This window comes from Sphingomonas flavida, assembly GCF_036663655.1.
In the GTDB taxonomy this organism is placed as follows: domain Bacteria; phylum Pseudomonadota; class Alphaproteobacteria; order Sphingomonadales; family Sphingomonadaceae; genus Sphingomonas.
The window spans coordinates 87,581-110,823 of the sequence record NZ_JAXOJH010000002.1; the positions used below are offsets into that span (position 1 = coordinate 87,581).

18 protein-coding genes are annotated in these 23,243 nt (G+C 65.8%); 5 read left to right on the top strand and 13 right to left on the bottom strand.

Annotation, left to right across the window (positions count from 1 at the left end):
* Positions 1-29: 29 nt before the first annotated feature.
* The 4 genes from argF to parE all read right to left on the bottom strand — a co-directional run bounded on the left by argF (position 30) and on the right by parE (position 5,559).
* Complete coding sequence (gene argF, locus U1703_RS02575) at positions 30-953, bottom strand: ornithine carbamoyltransferase (protein WP_332784468.1); 924 nt, start codon at positions 951-953, stop codon at positions 30-32.
* A 51-nt stretch (positions 954-1,004) separates the two neighbouring features.
* Entirely contained in the window at positions 1,005-2,195 is a 1,191-nt protein-coding gene (locus U1703_RS02580; protein WP_320451818.1) for an aspartate aminotransferase family protein, read from the bottom strand.
* A 117-nt stretch (positions 2,196-2,312) separates the two neighbouring features.
* Positions 2,313-3,467 carry a hypothetical protein gene (locus tag U1703_RS02585; protein WP_332784469.1) on the bottom strand — a complete coding sequence of 385 codons (1,155 nt, stop codon included), beginning with the start codon at positions 3,465-3,467 and terminating at the stop codon, positions 2,313-2,315.
* 112 nt (positions 3,468-3,579) lie between these two features.
* A complete protein-coding gene (parE, locus tag U1703_RS02590) occupies positions 3,580-5,559 on the bottom strand; it encodes a DNA topoisomerase IV subunit B (RefSeq protein ID WP_332784470.1) in 1,980 nt (659 codons plus the stop codon).
* A gap of 152 nt (positions 5,560-5,711) precedes the next feature.
* On the opposite strand from parE, the gene U1703_RS02595 reads away from it, so the two are divergent.
* Entirely contained in the window at positions 5,712-6,572 is an 861-nt protein-coding gene (locus U1703_RS02595; protein WP_332784471.1) for an outer membrane protein, read from the top strand.
* Positions 6,573-6,767: 195 nt separating this feature from the next.
* On the opposite strand, the gene U1703_RS02600 is transcribed toward U1703_RS02595, so the two are convergent.
* Complete coding sequence (locus tag U1703_RS02600) at positions 6,768-7,418, bottom strand: GcrA family cell cycle regulator (protein WP_332784472.1); 651 nt, start codon at positions 7,416-7,418, stop codon at positions 6,768-6,770.
* Between the two features lie 87 nt (positions 7,419-7,505).
* On the opposite strand from U1703_RS02600, the gene U1703_RS02605 reads away from it, so the two are divergent.
* The 3 genes from U1703_RS02605 (at position 7,506) to queE (ending at position 9,895) form a co-directional block, all read left to right on the top strand.
* Entirely contained in the window at positions 7,506-8,357 is an 852-nt protein-coding gene (locus U1703_RS02605) for an ABC transporter permease (protein WP_320451823.1), read from the top strand.
* Positions 8,358-8,562: 205 nt separating this feature from the next.
* Positions 8,563-9,258, top strand: coding sequence for a 7-cyano-7-deazaguanine synthase QueC (queC, locus tag U1703_RS02610; protein WP_320451824.1), 696 nt, complete (start codon positions 8,563-8,565; stop codon positions 9,256-9,258).
* Positions 9,259-9,262: 4 nt separating this feature from the next.
* Positions 9,263-9,895, top strand: coding sequence for a 7-carboxy-7-deazaguanine synthase (gene queE, locus U1703_RS02615; RefSeq protein ID WP_332784473.1), 633 nt, complete (start codon positions 9,263-9,265; stop codon positions 9,893-9,895).
* A 131-nt stretch (positions 9,896-10,026) separates the two neighbouring features.
* On the opposite strand, the gene U1703_RS02620 is transcribed toward queE, so the two are convergent.
* From U1703_RS02620 to U1703_RS02650, 7 genes are all read right to left on the bottom strand, one after another.
* Positions 10,027-10,824 carry a LytR/AlgR family response regulator transcription factor gene (locus tag U1703_RS02620; protein WP_320451826.1) on the bottom strand — a complete coding sequence of 266 codons (798 nt, stop codon included), beginning with the start codon at positions 10,822-10,824 and terminating at the stop codon, positions 10,027-10,029.
* Positions 10,821-11,954 (bottom strand): sensor histidine kinase, encoded by a 1,134-nt coding sequence (locus U1703_RS02625; protein ID WP_414712024.1) that lies wholly within the window; start codon positions 11,952-11,954, stop codon positions 10,821-10,823. The genes U1703_RS02620 and U1703_RS02625 overlap by 4 nt, the downstream gene beginning before the upstream one ends.
* A 132-nt stretch (positions 11,955-12,086) precedes the next feature.
* Positions 12,087-14,843 carry a TonB-dependent receptor gene (locus tag U1703_RS02630; RefSeq protein WP_332784474.1) on the bottom strand — a complete coding sequence of 919 codons (2,757 nt, stop codon included), beginning with the start codon at positions 14,841-14,843 and terminating at the stop codon, positions 12,087-12,089.
* Positions 14,844-15,161: 318 nt separating this feature from the next.
* A complete protein-coding gene (gene ligA, locus U1703_RS02635) occupies positions 15,162-17,300 on the bottom strand; it encodes an NAD-dependent DNA ligase LigA (RefSeq protein ID WP_332784475.1) in 2,139 nt (712 codons plus the stop codon).
* 73 nt (positions 17,301-17,373) lie between these two features.
* Entirely contained in the window at positions 17,374-17,607 is a 234-nt protein-coding gene (locus tag U1703_RS02640; protein ID WP_332784476.1) for a hypothetical protein, read from the bottom strand.
* Between the two features lie 87 nt (positions 17,608-17,694).
* The gene (gene recN / locus U1703_RS02645) at positions 17,695-19,356 is read right to left on the bottom strand and encodes a DNA repair protein RecN (protein ID WP_332784477.1); all 1,662 of its coding nucleotides are present in this window, start codon (positions 19,354-19,356) and stop codon (positions 17,695-17,697) included.
* Positions 19,357-19,573: 217 nt separating this feature from the next.
* Entirely contained in the window at positions 19,574-20,512 is a 939-nt protein-coding gene (locus tag U1703_RS02650; protein WP_320451832.1) for an outer membrane protein assembly factor BamD, read from the bottom strand.
* Between the two features lie 207 nt (positions 20,513-20,719).
* On the opposite strand from U1703_RS02650, the gene U1703_RS02655 reads away from it, so the two are divergent.
* Entirely contained in the window at positions 20,720-21,544 is an 825-nt protein-coding gene (locus U1703_RS02655) for a class I mannose-6-phosphate isomerase (RefSeq protein WP_332784478.1), read from the top strand.
* Between the two features lie 51 nt (positions 21,545-21,595).
* On the opposite strand, the gene U1703_RS02660 is transcribed toward U1703_RS02655, so the two are convergent.
* Positions 21,596-23,041 (bottom strand): S41 family peptidase, encoded by a 1,446-nt coding sequence (locus U1703_RS02660; RefSeq protein ID WP_332784479.1) that lies wholly within the window; start codon positions 23,039-23,041, stop codon positions 21,596-21,598.
* Between the last annotated feature and the right edge of the window lie 202 nt (positions 23,042-23,243).

Sequence of the window (23,243 nt, forward strand, 5' to 3'; positions counted from 1 at the left end):
TTCCATAGATAGTATGGGGCGGGCCGCGATCAACCGATCTGGCCGAAGCACCAGCGCAGCACCGACTTCTGGGCGTGGAGCCGGTTCTCCGCCTCCGGCCAGATCAGCGACTGCGGGCCGTCGATCACGTCCGAGGTCACTTCCTCGTCGCGGTGCGCGGGGAGGCAGTGGAGGAACTTCGCATCCGGCTTGGCCAGCGCCATCAGCTCGGCATTGACCTGATAGGGCATCATCGCCGCCAGCTTTTCCTCGGCATGAGCCTGACCCATCGAGATCCAGGTGTCGGTCACGACGATGTCCGCGCCCTCGACCGCGGCGCGCGGATCGGTGGTGCAGGTCGCACGGCCCTGCCCCAACGCCAGCGTGGCCGCTTCGGGATGATAGCCATCGGGGCAGGCGGCCACCACGTCGAAGCCGAGCAGCCCGCCCGCCTCGACGATCGAATGCAGCACATTGTTACCGTCGCCCAGCCACGCGACCTTCAGGCCCGACAGGGTCTTGCCCGCCTCGATCACGGTCAGCAGGTCGGCCATGATCTGGCAGGGGTGCGACAGGTCGGTCAAGCCGTTGATGACCGGCACGCTGGCATAATGTGCCATTTCCTCGACCTTGGCATGGTCGTCGGTGCGGATCATGATCGCATCGGTATAGCCCGACAGGATGCGCGCGGTGTCGGCGATCGTCTCGCCGCGACCCAGTTGCATGGTGCCCGCATCGAGCACGATCGAGGTGCCGCCGAGCTGGCGGATCGCCATGTCGAAGCTGACACGGGTGCGGGTCGAGTTCTTCTCGAACACCATGGCGAGCGTGTGGCCGGCGAGCGGGGCGTCGGCATCGACGCGGCCCTTCGGAAAACCGGCGCGGGCAGTCTTGCGGGCTTGCGCGTCCTGCAAAATGGCGGTCACACCCTCGGGACCGGCGTCGGCGAGGTTCAGGAAGTGGCGGATCGTCATGGGTCGGTACTCCGTCCCCCGGCGGACGGTGCCGCCGGGGTGGCAAAGATATCAATCGTCGGCGGCGGGGACGTAGACGCGCGCGGCGTCCGACAGCTTCGTCGCGAACTCGGTGATGTGGCTTTCGTCGATCACCAGCGGCGGCAGGATGCGGATGACGTTCTCGCCCGCCGCGACCAGCAGCAACCCGTGATGGTCACGGCAATGCGCCACGAAACGACGGCTGTCGCTCTTCATCTTCAGGCCCTGCATCAGGCCATGGCCGCGCACTTCCTCGAACAGATGGTCGAAGTTCGGGATCATCTGCTCCAGCGTCGAGCGCAGGCGCTGGCCCATCGCCTCGACATGCTCGAGGAAGCCCGGCTCCTGGATCACGTCCAGCACCGCTTCACCGGCGGCCATGCTCAGCGGGTTGCCGCCATAGGTCGAGCCGTGCGTGCCCGCGACCATGCCCTTGGCGGCTTCCTCGGTCGCCAAGCACGCGCCCAGCGGGAAGCCGCCGCCGATCCCCTTGGCGACCGCCATGATGTCGGGCTTCACGCCGTACAGCTCATGCGCGAAGAACTTGCCGGTACGACCATAGCCGCACTGCACCTCGTCCAGCACCAGCAGCAGGCCATGCTCGTCGCATGCCTTGCGCAGACCCTGGAGGAATTCCATGCTGGCCGGACGCAGGCCGCCTTCGCCCTGGATCGGCTCGACCAGGAAACCGGCGGTGTTCTCGTCGATCAGCGCCAGCGCGGCTTCCAGATCGTCGAACGGGGCATAGGCGAAGCCCGGCAGCAGCGGCTCGAACCCGTCACGCATCTTCGGCTGGTTGGTCGCCGAGATCGCGCCCAGCGTCCGGCCGTGGAACGCGTTGTTGAACGTGATCAGCGTGTGACGCTGCGGATTGCCGTTGGCGAAGTGATAGCGGCGCGCGGTCTTGATCGCGCACTCGACCGCTTCGGCACCCGAATTGGTGAAGAACACCGTGTCGGCAAAGGTCGAATCGACCAGCCGCTGCGCGAAATGCTCGCCTTGCGGGCTGCCGTACAGGTTCGACACGTGCATCAGCGTCGCGGCCTGGTTCGCGATCGCCTCGACCAGCTTGGGGTGGCCATGGCCCAGCGCGTTGACCGCGATGCCCGCAGCAAAGTCCAGATATTGCTGGCCGTCTTCACCATAAAGGTAGACGCCCTCGCCTCGGACCGGACGCACCCCGCACCGTGGGTAGACGGGCATCAGGGCGGTGATGGTCACGGGGTGTCTCCTTCAAACAGCAAAGGGCGGCACAGGTGGCCGCCCTTCCTGGTCATACGGGCTATTGCTCGCCGTCGTCAACGCATGGGGATGCACGCTGCCAATGCGCCGCGGCACCTATCGATTAGGAATGGCAGCCGTCAGATCGGTCGTGTTAATTTCACGGGTAGGCGAACGGCGGGGCATTCGTGAACCGGAGTCGGCGATGAGTGGAGATACGAAGCTGTACCGTTCCAGATGCAGCATTCCCCCGTCGCCGGCCTTGGCCCGGCGTGGTGTATACCGGCGTTCGGCCAGCGCCTTGGTTATGGCCTCGACCCAGATCGGACGGACTGTTTGGGTGACGGTTATCGGGGTAACGTCGGTGACGCGGCCGTCAGGCATGACGCGAAAGCTGATATCAGCATAGGCGGGCGCCTCTTCCCCGGCGGCAGAGCCGAAGGGCATCCGGCTGGTATCGATCATCGGGGCGTAGACAAGCATCTGCTGTCCATCGTCGCCCAATTCCATCTCAGGTGCCAGCCGCGCGGCGATCGATGCCCGGTCTTGCTCGGGTACAATCTGGATTTGCAGAGCACGAGCGGCATTGCGGAACGGCAGCATGTCCGATCCCTCCAACTTCATGATGCGCGTCACCGCCGCCATTGCACGATTGCGGTAGGGCGGCTGTTCGGCCGCGACCGCCGTCAACAAGATAGCCGACCGTAGATAGGCCATGCCGGTCGAGGCTTTCAGCCCCGCCTTCCCGGCCTCTCGCGCCACCCAGTCGTAATGCTGTAACGCTCCGTTGAGGCGTCCCTCGCGCGCCAGTTCGTCGCCGACCTCCAGTCGTTGAGCGAAAATGGCGGGCGAGGCGGCAGGAAGGCCGGCGCGGAGGGCATAGACCGCGTCCGCCGCATTGACGCGGGGGTTGATCGCAATGCCGTTCAACCGAGTGATCCGGCTCAACGCGCGGTGTAGTCTGGCGACATCATAGGGGAGAGAACTTGCCTGATTGGCGTTACGATGCCGTGCAGCCAGCAATGTTTTGCGACTGCCCTTATAGTCGCCGCTCATAAACTGGACTTCCGCATAAGCGAGCGATTTGGCGATGTCCTCCTTCGACGGACATTTCGTTGCCAGACACTTTTCAAGCGCTTCTCGAGTAGAGGGCAAGCTTTTGCCGGTCACCACGACCGTGGCATCCATCTCGGCCGGTTGATTCGGGTGCAATTCGGGGCGGGGCGGGGGAGGCGGCGATTGTACTTGAAGGGTAAAAGCCAGCAAAAGCATAAGGACAGTCCCCTGCGACCTATGTCATCATGAAAGAGTGGCGTGACTTGAAATGCCGGATGGGAAAGCGAAGATCCTTTCAAACTTTAATCTTGTTTGCAAGTCTCCAGCCTCAAGCGTCGATCACCTCTTCGTCCAGCCGCGCCGCATTTTCCTGGATGAAGGCGAAGCGGTGCGCCGGGTTGTTGCCCATCAGCCGGTCGACCAGGTCCTTCACGCCCGCACGTTCCTCATATTCCTGGGGCAGAGTGATGCGGATCAGGCTGCGGCTGGCGGGGTCCATGGTGGTTTCGCGCAGCTGGCCGGGGTTCATCTCGCCCAGGCCCTTGAAGCGGGCGACGTCGACCTTCTTGCCCTTGAACGCCGTGCGCTCCAGCTGGGCGCGGTGGGCGTCGTCGCGGGCGTAGAGCGACTTGGCACCGACCGTCAGGCGATAAAGCGGCGGCTGGGCCAGATACAGGTGCCCGCGACGGACAAGGTCGGGCATTTCCTGGAAGAAGAAGGTCATCAGCAGCGTGGCGATATGCGCGCCGTCGACATCGGCGTCGGTCATGATGACGATCTTTTCGTAGCGCAGCTGGGTCGGATCGCAATCCTTGCGCGTGCCGCAACCCATGGCCAGGGTCAGGTCGGCGATTTCCTGGTTCTGCAGGATCTTCGCCGAGGTCGCCGAGGCCACGTTCAGGATCTTGCCACGGATGGGCAGGATCGCCTGCGTCTTGCGGTCGCGCGCCTGCTTGGCCGAGCCGCCCGCCGAGTCGCCCTCGACGATGAACAGCTCGGTGCCTTCCGGGCTGTCGGCCGAACAGTCGGTCAGCTTGCCGGGCAGGCGCAGCTTGCGCGCAGAGGTCGCGGTCTTGCGCTTGACCTCACGCTCGGCCTTGCGACGCAGCCGCTCGTCCATCCGGTCGAGCACATAGCCGAGCAACGCCTTGCCGCGATCCATGTTCGCCGACAGATAATGGTCGAAATGGTCGCGCACCGCCTTTTCGACCAGGCCCGCTGCCTCCGGGCTGGTCAGTCGATCCTTGGTCTGGCTCTGGAATTGCGGTTCGCGGATGAAGACCGAGAGCATCAGTTCGGAGCCGACCATGACGTCGTCGGCGGTGATATCCTTGGCCTTTTTCTGGTTCACCAGCTCGCCGAATGCGCGCAGGCCGCGCACGAGCGCCTGGCGCAGGCCCTGTTCATGGGTGCCGCCATCGGGGGTCGGGATGGTGTTGCAATACCAGCTATAGCTGCCGTCGCTCCAGAGCGGCCAGGCAACCGCCCATTCGACGCGGCCCTGCTCGCCGGGGAAATCCTGGTTGCCGGAGAAGAAATCGGCGGTGGCGCATTCCCGGCCGCCAATCTGCTCCTTGAGATGGTCGGCCAGGCCGCCGGGAAACTGGAAGACCGCGTCCGCCGGCGTGTCGTCGGTGATCAGCTCGGGCGCGCAGTGCCAGCGTATCTCGACGCCCGCGAACAGATAGGCCTTGGAGCGGACCAGCTTGTGCAGCCGCGCGGGCTTGAAGTTCAGCTCGGGCCCGAAAATCTCGGTGTCGGGGGTGAAGGCCACGCTGGTGCCCCGCCGGTTGGGGGCCGCGCCAACCGTCTCCAGCGCACCCAGCGTTTGCCCTCGCGCGAAACGCTGGCGATAGAGGATGCGCTCGCGCGCCACTTCGACCACCGTGTCCGACGACAGCGCGTTGACCACCGAGATGCCGACGCCGTGCAGACCGCCGGAGGTCGCATAGGCCTTGCCGGTGAACTTGCCGCCCGAATGGAGCGTCGAGAGGATGACCTCCAGCGCCGACTTGTCCGGGAATTTGGGATGCGGATCGACCGGAATGCCGCGCCCATTGTCGACGATGGTCAGGCGATTGCCCGGCTCTAGCTTGACCTCGATCCGGTTGGCATGGCCCGCCACCGCTTCGTCCATGGCGTTGTCGAGCACTTCGGCGGCCAGATGGTGGAGCGCGCGCTCGTCGGTGCCGCCGATATACATACCCGGGCGGCGACGCACCGGCTCCAGCCCCTCCAGCACCTCGATCGAGGAGGCGTCATAGGCGGGTTGGGGACGGGCACCGCCCGCGAACAGGTCATTGGACATAACGGGAACTATAGGCGGTGCGGGGCGCTTGCGCCAGCGCTCTGGCGCGTTGCGCAAATGCAACAAAGCTTTGCCGATATTCTAACGTGGGATATTTTCACCGACCCGGACCGTTACCGCGATACCTTTATGCCAAGGGTACGGGAGTGATAATGATGAAATTCTGGATGGCGGGGGCCATGGCCTCGGCGTTGATCGCCGCGCCTGCGATGGCGCAGGACAGCAGCTATGCCGGCGAGGACGCTGCGCCTTTCTCCGGCGTCTATGTCGGCGGCAGCTTCGGCTATGACGTGCAGCCCAACGACGTTGGCTCGCGGTTCCTGTTCGACCGCAACCTCGACGGCCGCTTCGGCGACGTGGTGACGACCTCGACCGGTGCCAACGCCTTCTCGCCGGGCTTTTGCAACGGCCGTGCGCGCAGCACCCTGTCGCCGCAGAACGCCGCGACGGGCTGTGACAACGACAAGGACGGCATCGCCTATTATGGCCGCGTCGGGATCGATCATCAGGCGGGCAACATCGTGTACGGTGCGGTCGGCGAGTTCGGTAAGTCGGAAATCACCGACAGCGTCTCGGCCTTCTCGACCACCCCGGCCTGGTACACCTTCACGCGCAGCATCGACTGGGAAGCCTCGGTCCGTGGTCGCCTGGGCTATGCGGCGAACAACACGCTGTTCTACGGCACGTTCGGCGGCGGCTATGCCCGCATCAACCGTGAGTTCGCGACCTCGAACGGTGCCAACGCCTTTGCCCTCAGCGGCAAGCGCAACCAGTTCGGTTTCCTCGGCGGCGGCGGTATCGAACAGAAGATCGGGCGCAACTTCTCGATCGGCATGGAATATATGTACCACCAGTATCAGGACGACGACACGCGCGTCCGCGTGACCCAGGGTTCGGCGCCCGCGACGAACCCGTTCGTGCTGGCCCCCAACACGGCCGGTACGGATCTCCGTCGCTCGGACGACAAGTTCCGCTGGCATTCGCTGCGCGCGACGGCGGCGTTCCGCTTCTGATGCGAGCCGCGCCCCGTCGCTTGAGAAGAGCGGCGGGGCGGGCGCTCCGACTTCGCTCGGCGTGAACGGCGGCGGTGGCTCATGGCTCGCCCTCCGTCCGGCCCGAGCGACGTCGAAGACCAGGGCATTAGGCCAGCCACGAAAAAGCCCGCCGGTCGCGAAACCGGCGGGCTTTTTCGATTCGTCCGAACCCGATCAGCGAACGCGCGGGCCGCCGAAGGGCAGGGGCGGCGGCGGACGGCGGTCGCGGCGCGGCAGCTGTGCCTGATAGGCATGGCCGCAATGCGCGACGCAGTAGGGGAAGCCCGGATTGACCTTGTCGCCGCAGAAGTGGAAGTCCGGCTCGCCCGGATGGCCGATCGGCCACTTGCAGATGCGATCGTTCAGCTCGAGCAGCGAGGTCTTGCCCGCCATCTCGGGGCTGGGCTTGGCCGGGACCAGGCGACGCGGCGGGGCGGGCGAGGGCGGAGGCTGCTGCTCGCCGGGCGACTGGCGGACAAAGCCGCCGGGGCCGACCGAGCGCAGGATCGGCTGCGGCTCGCGCACCGGTGCGGCTTCGACTTCGGTTTCCGGTTCGTCCTCGACCTCGGGCTCGGCGCGAATCGGTTCGGGCTCCGGTTCCGGCGCGGGAGGGGGCGGCGGCGGCGCCGCGACGACCGGCTCGGCGGCGGGGGCAGGCTCGCTGGCCTTTACCGGCGACGGGCGCGCCTGAAGGCCCAGGCGGTGCGCCTTGCCGATCACCGCATTGCGGCTGACCCCGCCCAGTGCTTCGGCGATCTGGCTGGCGGTCTGTCCCGCCTCCCACATCGTCCTGAGCGTATCGATCCGCTCATCGGTCCACGACATTCGAAACCTTTCCTTACTTCATCATCGCAACCGCCGATCATCGTACCGGGTTGCGGGCGGCCACGGCAACGGTTACGCGCTATGGCGATGAGCAGCCAGCCCCCTATCGGCGAAATTCCCTCGGCGGTGCGTGCCGCCCCCGGTGAGCCCGTTATCCGGAACATCAACTGGGGCGGCCTCAAGACCCTCTATATCAAGGAGGTGCGCCGGTTCTTCAAGGTGCAGCTCCAGACGATCTGGGCTCCGTCGGTCACGACGCTGCTTTATCTCATCATTTTCACCACCGCGCTGGGTGGCCGCCATGCCGTCCCGGTCGCGGGCGCGCAGGTGCCGTTCGCCGATTTCATCGCGCCGGGCCTGATCGTCATGGGCATGATGAACAATGCCTTTGCGAATGCCAGCTTCTCGCTGCTGGTCGGCAAGATCCAGGGCACGATCGTCGACTACCTCATGCCGCCGCTGTCGACCGCAGAGTTGCTGGCCGCGCTGGTCGGCGGGGCGGTGACGCGTGCGGTGCTGGTCGGGGTGACCGTCTGGGCGGCGATGGCGATCTGGCCGGGCGTGCATGTGACGCCGCATGCGCTGTTCGCGGTGCTGTGGTTCGGCCTGCTGGGTTCGATCTTCCTGGCGTTGCTGGGCGTGCTGACCTCGATCTGGGCGGAGAAGTTCGATCACGCCGCGGCCGTCACCAATTTCGTGGTCGTGCCGCTGTCGCTGCTGTCGGGCACCTTCTATTCGGTCGACGGCCTGGCCCCGGCCTTCCGCGCGATCAGTCACGCCAACCCGTTCTTCTACGTCATTTCGGGCTTTCGTTACGGCTTTCTGGGCCTGGCCGACTCGCCGGTGACGCTGGGCGGGTTCGTCGTGCTGGGCATCGACATCGCCATGGCCGTCCTCTGCTATGTGCTGCTGCGCAAGGGCTGGAAGCTGAAGAACTGAAACGGATCAGGTTTTTCCGGTTTTTTAACCGACCCGCTGCTAAGGCGGGTTTCTGCTTTCAGTAGCGGAAATCTCCCTCGTCCGGGTCATCAGCATGCCCGGCCAGGTCCTTGGCGGGGCTGATCTTTCGGCCCCGCCGTTTCTTGCCCCGCCATAACCCCGGCATTGCAACGGCGCGCCAATGGGCGTAGCGATCGCCCCCATCATGACATCTTCTGCTCCCATGGCGGTCGTGCTCGTTTCGGGCGGGCTGGACTCGATGATTTCCGCTGCTTCGGCCAAGGCCGCCGGCTACCGCGTGCTCGCGCTGTCGGTGGATTATAACCAGCGGCACAAGGTCGAGCTCGCCGCCGCCGCGCGCGTCGCCGAGTCGCTGGGCGCCGAGCGTCACATCGTCCTGCCGATCGACCTGTCCGCGTTCGGTGGATCCGCGCTGACCGCCGATATCGACGTGCCCAAGGACGGCGTCCAGCCGGGCATTCCCGTCACCTATGTCCCCGCCCGCAATACGATCTTCCTCAGCCTGGCGCTGGGCTGGGCCGAGGCGGCGGGCGCGCGCGACCTGTTCATCGGGGTCAACGCGCTCGACTATTCGGGCTATCCCGACTGCCGCCCCGAGTTCATCGCCGCCTTTGAGGGGCTGGCCGAGATCGCGACCAAGGCGGGCGTCGAGGGGCAGCCCTTCAAGATCCACGCGCCGCTCCAGCATATGACCAAGGCTGATATCGTTCGCGAAGGCACGCGGCTGGGCGTCGACATGGGGCTGAGCTGGTCCTGCTATGACCCGACGCCCGAGGGGCTGCACTGTGGCGAATGCGACAGCTGCCGCCTGCGCTCCAAGGGGTTCGAGGAAGCGGGCATTCCCGATCCGACCGCCTATGCGGTCAAGCCGCAGGACTGAGGCGGTGAGCTACGCCGTCAAGGAGATGTTCCTGACCCTTCAGGGTGAGGGCGTGCAGGCCGGGCGGCGCGCGGTGTTCGTGCGCTTCGCCGGGTGCAACCTGTGGTCGGGGCGCGAGCAGGACCGGGCGAACGCGATCTGCCGTTTCTGCGACACCGATTTCGTCGGAGTCGACGGCCTGGGCGGCGGGCGTTTTGCCGATGCAGGCGCGCTGGTCGCGGCGGTCGAGGGTTTCTGGGGCGGATCGCGGGACGAGCGTTTCGTCGTGCTGACCGGGGGTGAGCCGATGCTCCAGGTCGACGACGCGCTGGTCGATGCGCTGCACGCGGCGGGCTTCTTCATCGCGATCGAGAGCAACGGCACGATCGCGGCGCATCCGCGCATCGACTGGGTGTGCATCAGCCCCAAGGCCGGATCGGACGTCGTCCAGCGTTCGGGCCAGGAACTGAAGCTGGTCTGGCCCCAGGCGGGGATCGATCCCGCCGAGGTCGAGAACTGGGATTTTGCGAATCACCTGCTCCAGCCGCTCGACGACCCGCAGGCGGAGGCGAATCGCGAGGCGTGTATCGCCATGGTGATGGAGCGCCCGCGCTGGCGGCTGACGCTCCAGACGCACAAGATGCTGGGGTTGCGGTAAAATCCCTTCCTCCCCTGCAAGGGGAGGTGGCAGGCCGTTAGGCCTGACGGAGGGGTGTCCTGCTCTCGATAGGGTGACACCCCTCCACCAGCTTCGCTGGTCCCCCTCCCCTTAAAGGGGAGGAACATTTCTCAGTGAACGAACCGCGCGACCACGTCGCGGTAGCTGCGCGAAACCTTCACCTGCGCGCCCGATTCGAGCAGCAGGAAACATTCGCCATTGGTGTGCGGCTTGACCTGCTTGACCAGGTCGAGATTGACGATGGTCGAGCGGTGCACCCGCTGGAACCGACGCGGATCGAGCCGCTTTTCCAAGTCCTTCATCGTCTCGCGCAGCACCAGCGAGTTGTCGCCGGTATTGATGACCATGTAATCGCCCGCCGCCTCGATCATCTCGATCGTGTCGACATCGACGCGGAAAATCTGGCCGCGGTCCTTGATGTTGATCAGCTTCTCGAACCGGCTCGACGCCACTTCACCGCCTTCGCTCAGGTCCGTGACCGCGTCGGGCGCATGTTCGGCGAGCACTTCCTTCAGCTTCTCGACCTCACCCGCGCCGCGCTTCTCGTTCAGGCGCTGGCGCACGCGGTCCAGCGTATCGGCCAGGCGCGCTTCCTCGACCGGCTTCATCAGGTAATCGACCGCCTGCGCCTCGAACGCGCGCAGGGCGTGGTCGGAATAGGCGGTGACGAAGACGAACAACGGTGGTTCGACCTCCATCAGGCCCTGGATCACCGAGAAACCGTCGAAACCCGGCATCTGGATGTCGAGGAAGACGAGGTCGGGCTTGTGCGTCTTGATCGCGCGGATCGCCTCGCGCCCGTTCGAGCAACGCTCGATAATCTCGACGTCGTCGTGCGCCTGGAGACGGATCTCCAGTCCCTGGATCGCCAGGGGCTCGTCGTCGACGAGGATGGTACGGATGGTCATGCGGCCTCTCTGTTCACATTCTCAAGCTGGAAGGGGATCTCGATCTCGACCGAGAATCCGCCAGCCGGCGCGGAGCGGGATTCGAAACGGTGGTCCGGGCCATAGGCCTGGGCCAGCCGTTCGCGGATATTGGACAGTCCAACGCCGGTCGAAACGCTTGAGGAATGACGGATTTCGTGCAAGCCGGGGCCGGTGTCGGATACGGCGATCCGCACCCGTTGCCCGACCAGTCGCACATCGACCCGGATTTCCGCGCCTTCTTCCTGTGGCGTGACGGCGTATTTGATAGCGTTCTCGACCAGCGGTTGCAGCAGCAGCGAGGGCAGGCGCGCCCGCTCGGCCCGCGGGTCGATCTCGAAACTGGGACGCAGGCGATCTTCGAAGCGCATCTTTTCGATTTCGAGATAGAGTTTCAGTGTTTCAACCTCTTGCGCCACGGTCACATGCGCCGTGGGCTCATTCGCCAGCGTGTAGCGCAGGAAGGCTGACAGCCGGCTTAACATCGCGTTCGCCCGCTCGGTCTGTTTCAGCAGCACCAGCGTCGAAATCGAGTTCAGCGTGTTGAACAGGAAATGCGGGTTCAGCTGATAGCGCAACATCGCCAGTTGCGCGGTCGAGGCCTGGAGCTCCAGCGCGCGCATCTCGTCGATCTGGCTCTCGACGATCAGATAATAGTTGATCGCGAAGTACAGCGCCGACCAGCCCGCCAGCACCTCGAAGGTGATGAACAGGTTGCCGAGCAGCAGCGAGACGGTGACCCCCGGCTGGGTCGTGGTGATGAACGAAAAGGAAAAGGCGTTGAGCGCGGCGTAGAGGAAGGTCGCGGCGGCCAGCGTCGCCAGCGTCAGGAACACCCCCATCAGCCGCGGTAGCCGCCGGTAATAGCCGTACAGCGTCGAGAGCAGCAGGGTGATGCAATAACCCAGGATCGCCTCGATGATGATCGGGATGATCTTCTCGAGCGAAAAGCCGTTGGACACGCCCACCACCGAGCGCTGGACCAGATAGCCCGACCAGCCGACCGCCTGCAGCGTCCAGAAGGCACGGGCCTTGTTCTCGAAAAACGGCCGGACCGAGGGTTTGTCGGTGGCGGCGGAGGACGCGTACGGGGTCGCGACGGGCGAATGCATGGCCATGGCCGGGCGACACCTACACGGCCTGAGGGGGAAGGGCAAAGTCTGCCGCAGGGCAAAAAGAAAGGGCCGCCCTTCCCGAAGGAAGGGCGGCCCCGAACCGATCCGGCGTGAAAGCCGGGCCGAATCTTAGAACTGGGTGTTCAGCGACACGATCAGCGCGCGTGGCGAACCGATCTGCACGAACGGCAGCGACGAGACGACATTGGCCGTCTGCCCCGCCTGACCCATGCCGCCGACATAGAAGGTGTTGAACACGTTCTGCAGGTTCACCTGGATATAGGTCTTGTTGGTGCCGATGCCGGTCCAGCCGAGCGCGATCCGCGCGTCCAGATCGACGGTCGTGTAGCCCGGCGCATAGGCGCCGTAGGTCTGGTACTGAATGCCGCGCGTGCCGGTGAAGGACGCAGGCACGTTGCTGACCGTCGGGCAGACACTGTTGATCAGCGCCACGGTGCAGGCGAACTGCGGCAGGTTCTGGTCGTTCAGGTAACGACGACCGGTCCGCTTGGCCTGGATGCCGAGATCGACGGGGCCGAGCGTCGCCTGAGCGCGACCACCGAAGGTGTAGACCGGTGCACCCGACTCCCGCTTGCCAGCAGTCAGCGCATAAACCGGGGCACCGGGGCCCGAGCAGTTCGAGGTGGTGTTCGCGGCGGTCAGCGTGGTCGGGCAGCGACCCAGCACGACGTCGTTCTTGATCTCCGACTTCAGGTACGAACCGAAGACGTAGAGCATGACGTCGTCGACCGGACGATAGGCGATCGAGCCATCGATGCCGTACTTATCGACGCGGCCCAGGTTGCGATAGATCGTCTGCTGCGTATCGACGTCATAGGCCGAGGCCAGACGGTTGCTGAACTTGGTGTACCAGAGGCCCAGCTGCGCCTGAATGCGGCTGGTGGTGTAGCGGGCGCCCAGGTCGAAGTTGTCCGAGAATTCGGGCTTCGGATTGGCCGCCTCGGTGTTCGCCGGATAGTATAGCGTCTGGTAAAGATTGTCGGTGCCCGGAACCTGGAAACCGCGCGAGTAATTCGCGAAGACCGAGGCATTGCTGTCGAGGCGATAGGTGAAGCCCGCGCTCGGCAGGACGCGGTTGTAGCGCAGGACGCGCTGCTGCGGCGCCGCAAAGCCGGTCACCGTGTTGGTGGTGGCGTTGTACGAATACGGGTTCGCGGCCGCATAGGCGGCGTTGGCCGCATCGTTGCCACGACCCAGGCAGTCGACATTGCCGCTGCCCGAGGTGACGAAGCAGAAGTTGTTCAGGTCGCGCTTGAACCACGGTGCGCGGATGCCCGCCTGGATGGTCAGCGTGTCGTCGAAGAACTTGCCGGTATATTCGCCCGACAGCTGATCCAGGATCGCGAACGACTGGCGGTCACGCTTCTGGACCACCGAGCCATTGACGGCGAGGATCGGGTTGTTGACCGGGAAGACGTCGAACGGCCGGCCGTTCAGCTGGAGATAGCCCAGCTCGCCGGTCTGACGGTGACGCGCATATTCGTGCGTGTAGGCGACACGGATCGTCTGGCCACGCGCGATGTCGTAGCGCAGCGACGAGATGAGGCCGTAGCGGCGCGTAACCGTCTGGCTGGGGGCGAGCAGGGTGACGCCGCCATTGGTCGTGGTGCTGCCGACGGTGGTGGTGCGATCGAGCACGTCGCCGTCACCGTTCAGGTCGCGGCCAAAATAATAGTTGTTACCGATGAAGCCGTAGAAGGTCTGGCCGTTGCGGGCGGTAAAGGCGCCTTCCTGACCGCGCACCGTGCCGCCGCCATTGGCCTTGGTGTACTGGAAATACGGGTCGGCCGACAGGACGAGGTTATCGGCCAGCGTGAAGCGCGAGTTGACGCGGATATTGGCGGTGTTCGACGGGTTGTAACGCTCGTCGAAGGTGGTGCCGCAGCTGTTGGGCACGTCGTTGACGCCTGCCGAGGGCGTATCGATCTGGCAGCGCGCGACATTGTAGGGCAGTTCGTCGCGGCTGTTGGGGAAGCGGTTGCTCGAACCGGTGCCCGCCGTGCGGACCGCGCCGGTCACCAGCGTCGGAGCAGCGGCGTTCGGGCCGGTGCCGCCGGTCGAGGTGAAGACGTTGGTGTCGTTGCGCAGCGGGGCCGAACCGAAGAAGTTGTTGCGCAGCTGATTGTAATGGCCCGACACGGCGATGAAGTCGCCGTTGCTGCCGACCGGCTGATAGACCTTGGCGTTGTACTGCTGCTTGTCGATCTTGCCGAAGTTGTTGAACACCACGTCGTTGGTGGCGTTGCTGCCCGCGATCCAGGCCTTAGTGCCCCAGGGGGTGAAGACGCCGGTGTTCACCACGCCGAATACGCGGAAGAAGCTGTAGTCGCCGACCGAGCCGACCATGCGCGCACCGAAATTGTCGGTCGGGATCAGGCTGCGATAATTGACGGTCGAACCGGTCGCGCCGGGGGTGGGCGAGTCCACGTCGGTGGTGCCCAGGTTGACGTTGACCTGCTCGATCAGTTCGGGGTCGAGCTGCTGGTTCGAGTAGATCGCATAGTTGCCGGTGTCGTTCAGCGGAATGCCGTCGAAGGTCTGGCTGATGCGGGTCGAGTCGAAGCCGCGGATGGTCAGCGTGCCGCCGGCCGAACCGAACGGGTCGTTGTTCTGGAAGCTGACGCCCGGCAGGTTGTTGATGATTTCGTTGACGCTCTGGCCCGGGGTCTGGCGGCTGATGAACTGCTGCGTCAGCACCGCCTTGTTGCGGGTGGTGTCGACGGTCTTGACGCCGCCCACGCTGTCATTGCGATTGCCGGTGACGACGACTTCTTCGGCATCCACCGAGCCGGTCGACTGCGCCGATGCTGCGGCCGGAATGGCGAGCGCAACGATGGCCGCGCCCAGGAAAAGCGAATTACGCATAAGTGATAGGTCCCCTTTTCGCGCGCGAAGCGGCGCGGTCCGGCCGTTTTTCGGCTCGGTTGAGCGTGCCCCTGCGCTACGAACATTGCCGTTATGTTACAAAGTTCATGGCGGTGACAGGGGGGGCTTCACTCATTCGTCAAGCGTTGCAGTTTGGCAACGGTAATGGGAGCGGTATCGGCGCTATCGCCTTCATTCGGTTCCGGAATTTGCGCATCGTCCGCCTGCATGGGGGGGCGGCGGACGGTGGCGTGAGTCCCGCCGGGCCATACGGGCCGGGACCGGGATCATGACGATGCCGTCACGATCCCGCCATCCTCAACTCGCCGCGACCAGTGCGTTCCAGTCGGCTTCGTTGATCACCCGGATGCCCAGGTCCTGCGCCTTTTTCAGCTTCGATCCGGCACCCGGTCCGGCGATCAGAAGGTCGGTCTTGGCCGATACCGAGCCAGAGACGCGGGCGCCCAGCGCCTCGGCCTGCGCCTTGGCCTCGTCGCGCGACAGGGTTTCGAGCGTGCCGGTGAAGACCAGTGTCTTGCCGGTCACCTCCGATTCGCGGGTCTGGTGGACGGTGTCGGCGGGCGTGACTTCGCTCAGCAGGTCGTCGACGACGGCGCGGTTATGCTCCTCGACGAAGAAGTCGAGGAGGGCGTCGGCGACTTCGGGGCCGATCTGCGGCGTGTCGATCGCGGCGACGATGGCGCGCTGGCGGCGGAGTTCGAACTTGCGCTCGGGTTCCCCCAGGGCAGGGACGGTTTCGGCACGGACCTGGAGCGCGGCATCGATCATCGCGCGGAAACCGGCCATCGAGACGAAGCGGCGGGCCAGGTCACGCGCGGTGATCTCGCCGACATGGCGGATGCCCAGCGCAAAGAGGAAGCGGTCGAGCGAGATGTCGCGCCGCGCGTCGATGGCGGCGAGCAGTTTGTCGACCACCAGTTCGGACATGCGCTCGCGCTGGATCAGCGCCTCGCGATGCCGGTGCAGACGGAAGATGTCGGCGGGCGAGGCGATCAGGCCGTCGCGGAAGAATTCCTCGACGCGCACCAGCCCCAGGCCGGTAATGTCGAAGGCATGGCGCGAGACGAAGTGGATCAGGCGCTCCACCCGCTGCGCCGGGCAGATCAAGCCGCCGGTGCAGCGGATGACGACCTCGCCCTCCTCGCGCGTGGCGAGGCTGCCGCATTCGGGGCAGTGGTCGGGGAAGACGAAGGGTTCGCGCGCCACGTCGCGGGTCAGGTTCTCCACTATCTGCGGAATGACGTCGCCCGCGCGTTGCAGGACCACGCGGTCGCCGGGACGAACGCCCAGCCGCTCGATCTCGTCGGCATTGTGCAGTGTCGCGTTGGTCACGACGACGCCGCCGACCGTCACCGGCTCCAGCCGAGCGACCGGGGTGAGGGCGCCGGTGCGGCCGACCTGGATGTCGATTTTCTCCAGCGTGGTCTGGGCGCGCTCGGCGGGGAATTTGTGCGCGATCGCCCAGCGCGGCGTGCGCCCGACAATGCCGAGTCGCGCCTGCCAGTCGAGCCGGTCGACCTTGTAGACCACGCCGTCGATATCGAAGGGCAGGTCGGCGCGCTGCGTCTCGATGGTGCGATAGATGGCCAGCGCGGCGGCGGCGTCGGGCACGCGGGCAAAGGCGTCGGCGATGGGAAATCCCCAGCGCCGCCAAGCCTCGACCATGTCATATTGCGTCTCGACCGGGACCGCGCTCGCCTCGCCCCAGCCATGGGCAAGGAAGCGCAAGGGGCGCCCGGCCGTGATGGCGGGGTTCTTCTGGCGAAGCGATCCGGCGGCCGCGTTGCGCGGATTGGCGAACTGGCGCGCCTCCTTGCCGGTTTCGGCCGCTTCCTGCGCCAGCCGTGCGTTGAGCGCGGCGAAATCGGCCTTGCTCATATAGACTTCGCCGCGCACCTCGAACACGTTCGGCGCGTCAGCGGGCAGGGTCTGGGGAATGTCGGCGATGGTGCGGACATTCTCGGTCACGTCCTCGCCGATCGCGCCATCGCCGCGCGTCAGCGCCTGGACCAGGCGTCCGTCGACATAACGCAGCGAGCAGGACAGGCCATCGATCTTGGGCTCGGCGGTCAAGGAGACAGGCTCGTCCTCGGCCAGCTTCAGGTAGCGGCGGACGCGGCCGACAAACTCCTCGACCTCCTCGTCGGTGAAGGCGTTGTCGAGGCTGGTCATCGGCCGCGCGTGCGGCACTTTGGCCAGATGCGCGGCGGGGGCGGCGCCGACCTGGGTATTGGGCGAGTCGGCGCGGATCAGGTGCGGGAAGGCGGCCTCGATCGCGGTGTTGCGGCGGACCAGCGCGTCATAATCGGCGTCCGAAATCTCGGGCGCGTCTTCGGTATGATAAAGGCGGTTGTGAAGGGCGATCTCGCGGGCGAGGCTATTGAGCTCGGCGGCGGCTTCGAGATCGGTTTGCGGCAGGGGAAGCGGGGATGTCACGCGGCCCGTGCTAGTCCAGCCCCGGTCACGGGATCAAGATGGCCCGCGCGCCGATCGGCGCGGGCGAGTCGGATCAAGGCTGGGGGGCGATAGGGGTTACGGAGAAGGACAGGGGCACCATACCCATGGCGGCCTGATCCTCGGCCCCCTTCTCGGCAAGAAGCGCCCGCGCCTGGTCGAGATAGATCGCCACATGCTGCAATTCCAGCCGATCGGCCAACGCAATGCACGACTGCACACGCTCCATCAGCGTGATCATATCGTTTGTGGCGTCGGGCAGGGAAGCGGCGGTCAATTTGTTCAACATCGGATACGTCCTGCAAACAGGCGTTAGAACGCGTTAACCATCCGCTCCTTGGTATCACTTACAAAATCTTTTTCCAATGTCTGGCTGTCATGGCTCCAGCAACCGATCGGCTTGGGCACGCGCTTCGTCGGTGATCGTCGCACCCGACAGCATCCGGGCGATTTCCTCACGCCGTTCGACCGCGCTCAGGCCACGAACCCCGGTGCGGGTGACGGTGCCGTCATGGCTCTTGGCGATCAGCAGATGCGCCGCGCCGCGTGCCGCGACCTGCGGGCTGTGGGTAACGACCAGCAACTGCGTCCGCTCCGCAAGCCGATGAAGGCGGTCGCCGATCGCCGAGGCTACCGCACCGCCGACGCCGCGGTCGATTTCGTCGAAGACCATCGTCGATGCGCCGCCTTCCTCCGCCAGCGCGACCTTCAGCGCCAAAAGGAAACGTGACAATTCGCCGCCGCTGGCGATCTTCATCAGCGGTGCGAAGGGGGCGCCGGGATTGGTCGAGATTTCGAACTCGACCCGGTCCTTGCCCGCCGCCGACCAGCCCGAGGGTTCGAGCGGCGCGACGATCGTTCGGAAACGCGCGGCATCGAGCTTCAGCGGGGCGAGTTCGCCCTTTACCGCCCGGTCCAGCCGCTCGGCGGCGGCGATGCGCGCGCTCGACACTTTGGCGGCGGCCTGGTCGAAGGCGGCACGCGCACTGGCGACTGCCGCCTCCAGCCGCCCGATTCCTTCCTCGCCCGCGTCGAGGCGCTCGAGTCGCCCGCGCAACTGTTCGGTCAGATCGGCCAGATCGTCGGGCTGGACGCGATGCTTGCGCGCCATGCCGCGCAGCTCGAACAGCCGTGCCTCGTCCTCTTCCAGCGCACGCGGGTCATAAGCGAGTTCGCGCTGCGCCTCGACCAGCCGATCCTCGGCCAGCGACGCCTCGATCACCGCGCGGTCGATGGCGGCGAGGGCCTCGGCGAGCGCGGGATGGTCCTCGCCGATCCGCTCGAGCACGCGGGCCGCCTGGCGCAGTCCGGCCAGCGCACCGTCCGATCCTTGCAGATGCTCGTCGATCGCACCCAGTTCGTCGGCGATCTTTTCCGATCGCTGCATGGTGCGGCGGCGATCGGCCAGCGCTTCTTCCTCGCCCGGTTCGGCGGCGAGCTTGGTGAGTTCGGCGACCGCATGTTCCAGCCACTCGCGATCGCGGGCCGCCGTCTCGATCTCGTCGCGCGCGGCGCTCAGGGCGGCCTCCGCCTCACGGAACCGGGTCCAGGCGGCGGCGACCGTGCTTGCATCGACCCGTCCGAAGCTGTCGAGCATCGTCCGGTGGCCGCGCGGGTTCAGCAGGCCGCGATCGTCATGCTGGCCGTGGATTTCGACCAAGAAGGGCGCGATCTCGCGCAGCAGCGCGGCAGAGGCGGGCTGGTTGTTGACGAAGCCACGGCTGCCGCCATCGGCCTTGACCTGGCGGCGTACGATCAACGGCTCGCCCACCTCGATCTCAATTCCCGCGTCGTCGAGGATCGCGGCGAGGCGGCTGTCGGGGGCGGGGGGCTCGAAACTGGCGGTGACGATCGCCTGGCCGGCACCATGCCGCACCAGCCCGCTGTCGCCACGCCCGCCCAGCGCCAGGCCCAGCGCATCGAGCAGGATCGACTTGCCCGCCCCGGTCTCGCCCGTCAGGACGCCCAGGCCACGGCCGAAATCGAGGTCGAGCGCCTCGATCAGGACGACATCACGAATGGACAGCGCGGTCAGCATAGGCCGCGATATAAAGCGAAACGCCGCGCGATGTTATCCCCCCGCGGCGAAAATGATCCCGATTTGTTCGGGGGGGGGTATCTATTCCTCCCCTGCAAGGGGAGGGGGACCAGCAAAGCTGGTGGAGGGGGGTCGCCACACAGGACATGCCTTGTGGAAGCCCCCCTCCGTCAGGCCTGCGGCCTGCCACCTCCCCGTACCGGGGAGGATAAGGTGTTTAACCCGTCGGCGAGCTGTTGTTGCCGGTCGGGGTCGGACGGCCCGGCGCGGCAGCGCTGGGCGTGACGGTGCCGCCACCGCCGCCCGGCAGGCCGACATTGACCGAACCCGGTGTGCCGGTCGGCACCACGGGCTGGCCTGGCTGGATCGCGGGAATCGGCTCCACCGGATATTCGCGCATCAGCTTGTAGGCGCGATTGTACCAGTCGGTGCCCGGATAGTTGGCGCCCAGCACGGCGGCCGACCGCTCGGCCTCCGGACGTACGCCCAGCGCCAGATAGGTTTCGGTCAGACGCATCAGCGCCTCGGGCGTGTGGCTGGTCGTCTGATATTTGTCGATGACCGTACGGAAGCGCATCGACGCGGCCAGCCACTGGTGGCGGTCCTCGTAGAAGCGGCCGATCTCCATCTCCTTGCCCGCCAGATGATCGTTGACCAGATCGACCTTCAACCGCGCATCGGCGGCATAGCGGGTGTTGGGATAGCGGCGCATCAGCTCGCCCAGCGCGTCGAGCGCCTGGCGGGTGATCTTCTGGTCGCGGGTCACGTCCTGGATCTGCTCATAATAGCCGAGCGCGATCAGGTAATAGGCATAGGGGGCGTCGCGGTTGCCGGGGTGGACTGCCAGGAAGCGCTGCGCCGACTGGATCGACTGGGTATATTCGCGACCCAGATAATAGCTGAACGCACTCATCAGCTGCGCGCGGCGGGCCCAGACCGAATAGGGGTGCTGTCGCTCCACCTCGTCGAAGAGCAGCGCGGCCTCCTTGTAGCGGCGCTGGTCGAGCCGGTTCTTGGCGGCCGTGTACAGCGTGCCGACGTCGCGCGCGACATAGGGCAGGTCGGTGCGGGTACGGTTGCGGGCACAACCCGCGATCGGAAGGGCCAAAGCGGCGATGAGCGCCAGCGACAGCGCACGGGAACGGGGGTTACGCATCGCGCATGTCCTTAGCGCAGGCGAACGGCCGGGAACAGTCCCTCCGCACATATGGTTGGCGAGCGGTCGGCGCTGGCAATTCCGGGGTCGAACGACTTGCCATCGGCGCGGCGATCGCGGCATGGACGGCAGCGAAGGTGCCGGGGTGGAACGCCGCCCCGTACCAACGGTTTCACCGTCGCCCGATCGTGAAGGAATCCCTGAATCATGCCCGCCACGCTGCTCCACACCCACCGCGTCGAAAAGCCCTGGGGCCGCCACACGCTCTATCCGGGGTTCGAGGATGTCGCGCCGGGTGGCGCGCCGATCGGCGAGGTCTGGTTCCAGGAACCCGGCGACACCTCGCCTGACCTGCTCATCAAATATCTGTTCACCAGCGAGAAGCTGTCGGTGCAGGTCCACCCCGATGACGAACAGGCGCATGCCCGTGGCCTGCCGCGCGGCAAGGACGAATGCTGGACGATCCTGACCGCCGAGCCCGATTCGACCATCGCACTGGGCCCCAAGGCGACGATGACCAAGGAACAGCTGCGCAGCGACGCGCGCGACGGTTCGGTCGAGGCGGATCTCGACTGGGTGCCGGTGAAAGAAGGCGACTTCTATTACGCCCCTTCGGGCACGATCCACGCGATCGGCGCCGGGCTGACCGTGATCGAAGTGCAGCAGAACAGCGAGACGACCTATCGCCTGTACGATTATGGCAGCGACCGCGAACTGCATCTGGAGGACGGCGTCGACGTCGCGCATCTGACTCCGTACCAGCCGATCGTGTCGCCGGGCGCAGCAGGCGAGGGCCGCGACATCCTGGTCGAAGGGCCCAAGTTCGTGCTGGAACGCTGGGCGGCGGGCGATCATGCCGTGGCGCTGCCCGAGGGCAAGACCGCCTGGCTGATCCCGATCACCGGTTCGGGCAAGGTCGCGGATGTCGACTTCCGCGCAGGCCAGTGCGTGACCGTCACGGGTCGTGAGACCGTCACGCTGTCGGCGGACGGCGATGCGCTATTCGCCTATGCGGGTACGCAGCGGCTGTAAGAGGCGTCTGGCCCTCTCTCCCCGATCCTGGGAGAGAGGGCTTACGGAATCTTAGAACAATCCCGGCACGTCGCGCTGCGCGGCGGTCGGGCGGTCGGGCTGGACCAGCTTGCGCAGATCGTCGTTGCGGAAGGCCTGTGCCGAGGCGGTCGCGGTGATCGGGGTGCAGCTCTTGCCCTGCAGAAAGTCGAGCGCGGCGCGGGTCGAGGCTTCCTGCGGATCGCCCATCTTGCGGGTCAGGTCGTCCGCCGCGCGACAGCTCGCGGGAACGACGCCTGCCAGGCCGCTATAGTAATCGCCCTGCCGGTTCGCATTCTGGATCGCGATTGCGATGATGCGCAGGCGGTCGTCGCACTGCGCGTTGTCCCGCGCGATCTGCCCCACCGGCTTGCCATAGGTGTTGGTGCCGATCAGCCCGGTGTTGCTTCCCATATAGGGCAGGGTCCGGTTGAGCACGAGTTCGCTGGCCGAGGCGGTCGCGCCGGTGCCGATAAAGGCGATCCGGGTCGGCGTGATCGACTGCGACTGGGGTGAGAAATAGGTCGTCTGGTTGTTCGCCGACTTGCTGGCGCGATAGGCGGTATAGCCCATCACGTCGGACGACTGGCGCGCGCCGCCCAGCAGGTTGTTGAACAGGTCGGCGATATCGACGCTGCCGCCGCCGTTGTAGCGCAGGTCGACCACGACCTGGGTAATGCCCTGCTGCTTGAAGGTCGCGAAGGCGGCGCGCAACTGCGGGTCCGCGGTGCTGATGAAGGTGCGCAGGTTGATATAGCCATAGCGCTGGCCATTGTCGGTAATGACCTGCGCGCCGTAATTGGGCGACACCGGCTGGAGCGAATAGTCCGACTTGGCGAGCTGCACCGTACGGACCGCACCCGACGGATCGGACACGCGCAGGAAGCGCGTCGTGCCCGCCGTGCTCGGCCCGAGCGCGTTGGACAGGCCGTTATTGGGATCGGCGGCGACGATGTCGGCAATGGTGCGGATATTGTCGGCGGTGGTGCCGATGCCCAGGATCGCCGTACCCCGGTCGATCCCGGCGGCGAGTGCCGCGCCGCCCTCGAACGACTCGGCGATCTGCAGCTTCGTCTGCCCCGCATCCGCCGTCAGCCGGAAGCCGAACCCCGCCGATGCGCCCGAGCTGTAATAGGCATTCTCTTCGGCGATCGAGGTGATGTAGGTGAAATAGCGATCCTTGCGCTGCGCCCGCGCCGTCGCAGTTAGCGCGTCGATATAGTCGCTGACCGTCGTATAGGGCGAGGGGTCGAGCGAGGCGGGCAGCGTCTCGGGGAAGAGATACCATTCGTTCAACTGCGCGGCGGCCCAGTTCTGGCGATTGCGCAGCGAGCAGGCCGATTCGGTCGTGCCGGTCGTCGTCCCGCCGCCCGGATTGGTTGCGGCGCCACCACCGCTGCCGCCGCCATCGCCGCCGCCACAACCCGCCAGCGTCGCACCCAGTGCCAACACGGCACCCAGACGTCCGAATCGCGCCATCACATCCACCCCCCGAAGTCGACGGCAGATTAGCCGCCACATTCGATTGTGTCAGGCGCGATCTGTCGCATGCATGAACGGCCATGCGCGATGCCGTCATGATCCTTGTCGCAAAGGGGTGATATGTGGCCAGATGCCGACCATGGAGGCGACATCTTAACCAGATCGTTCCGAAATCGGATTCAATGGCGGCAAGCCGTGG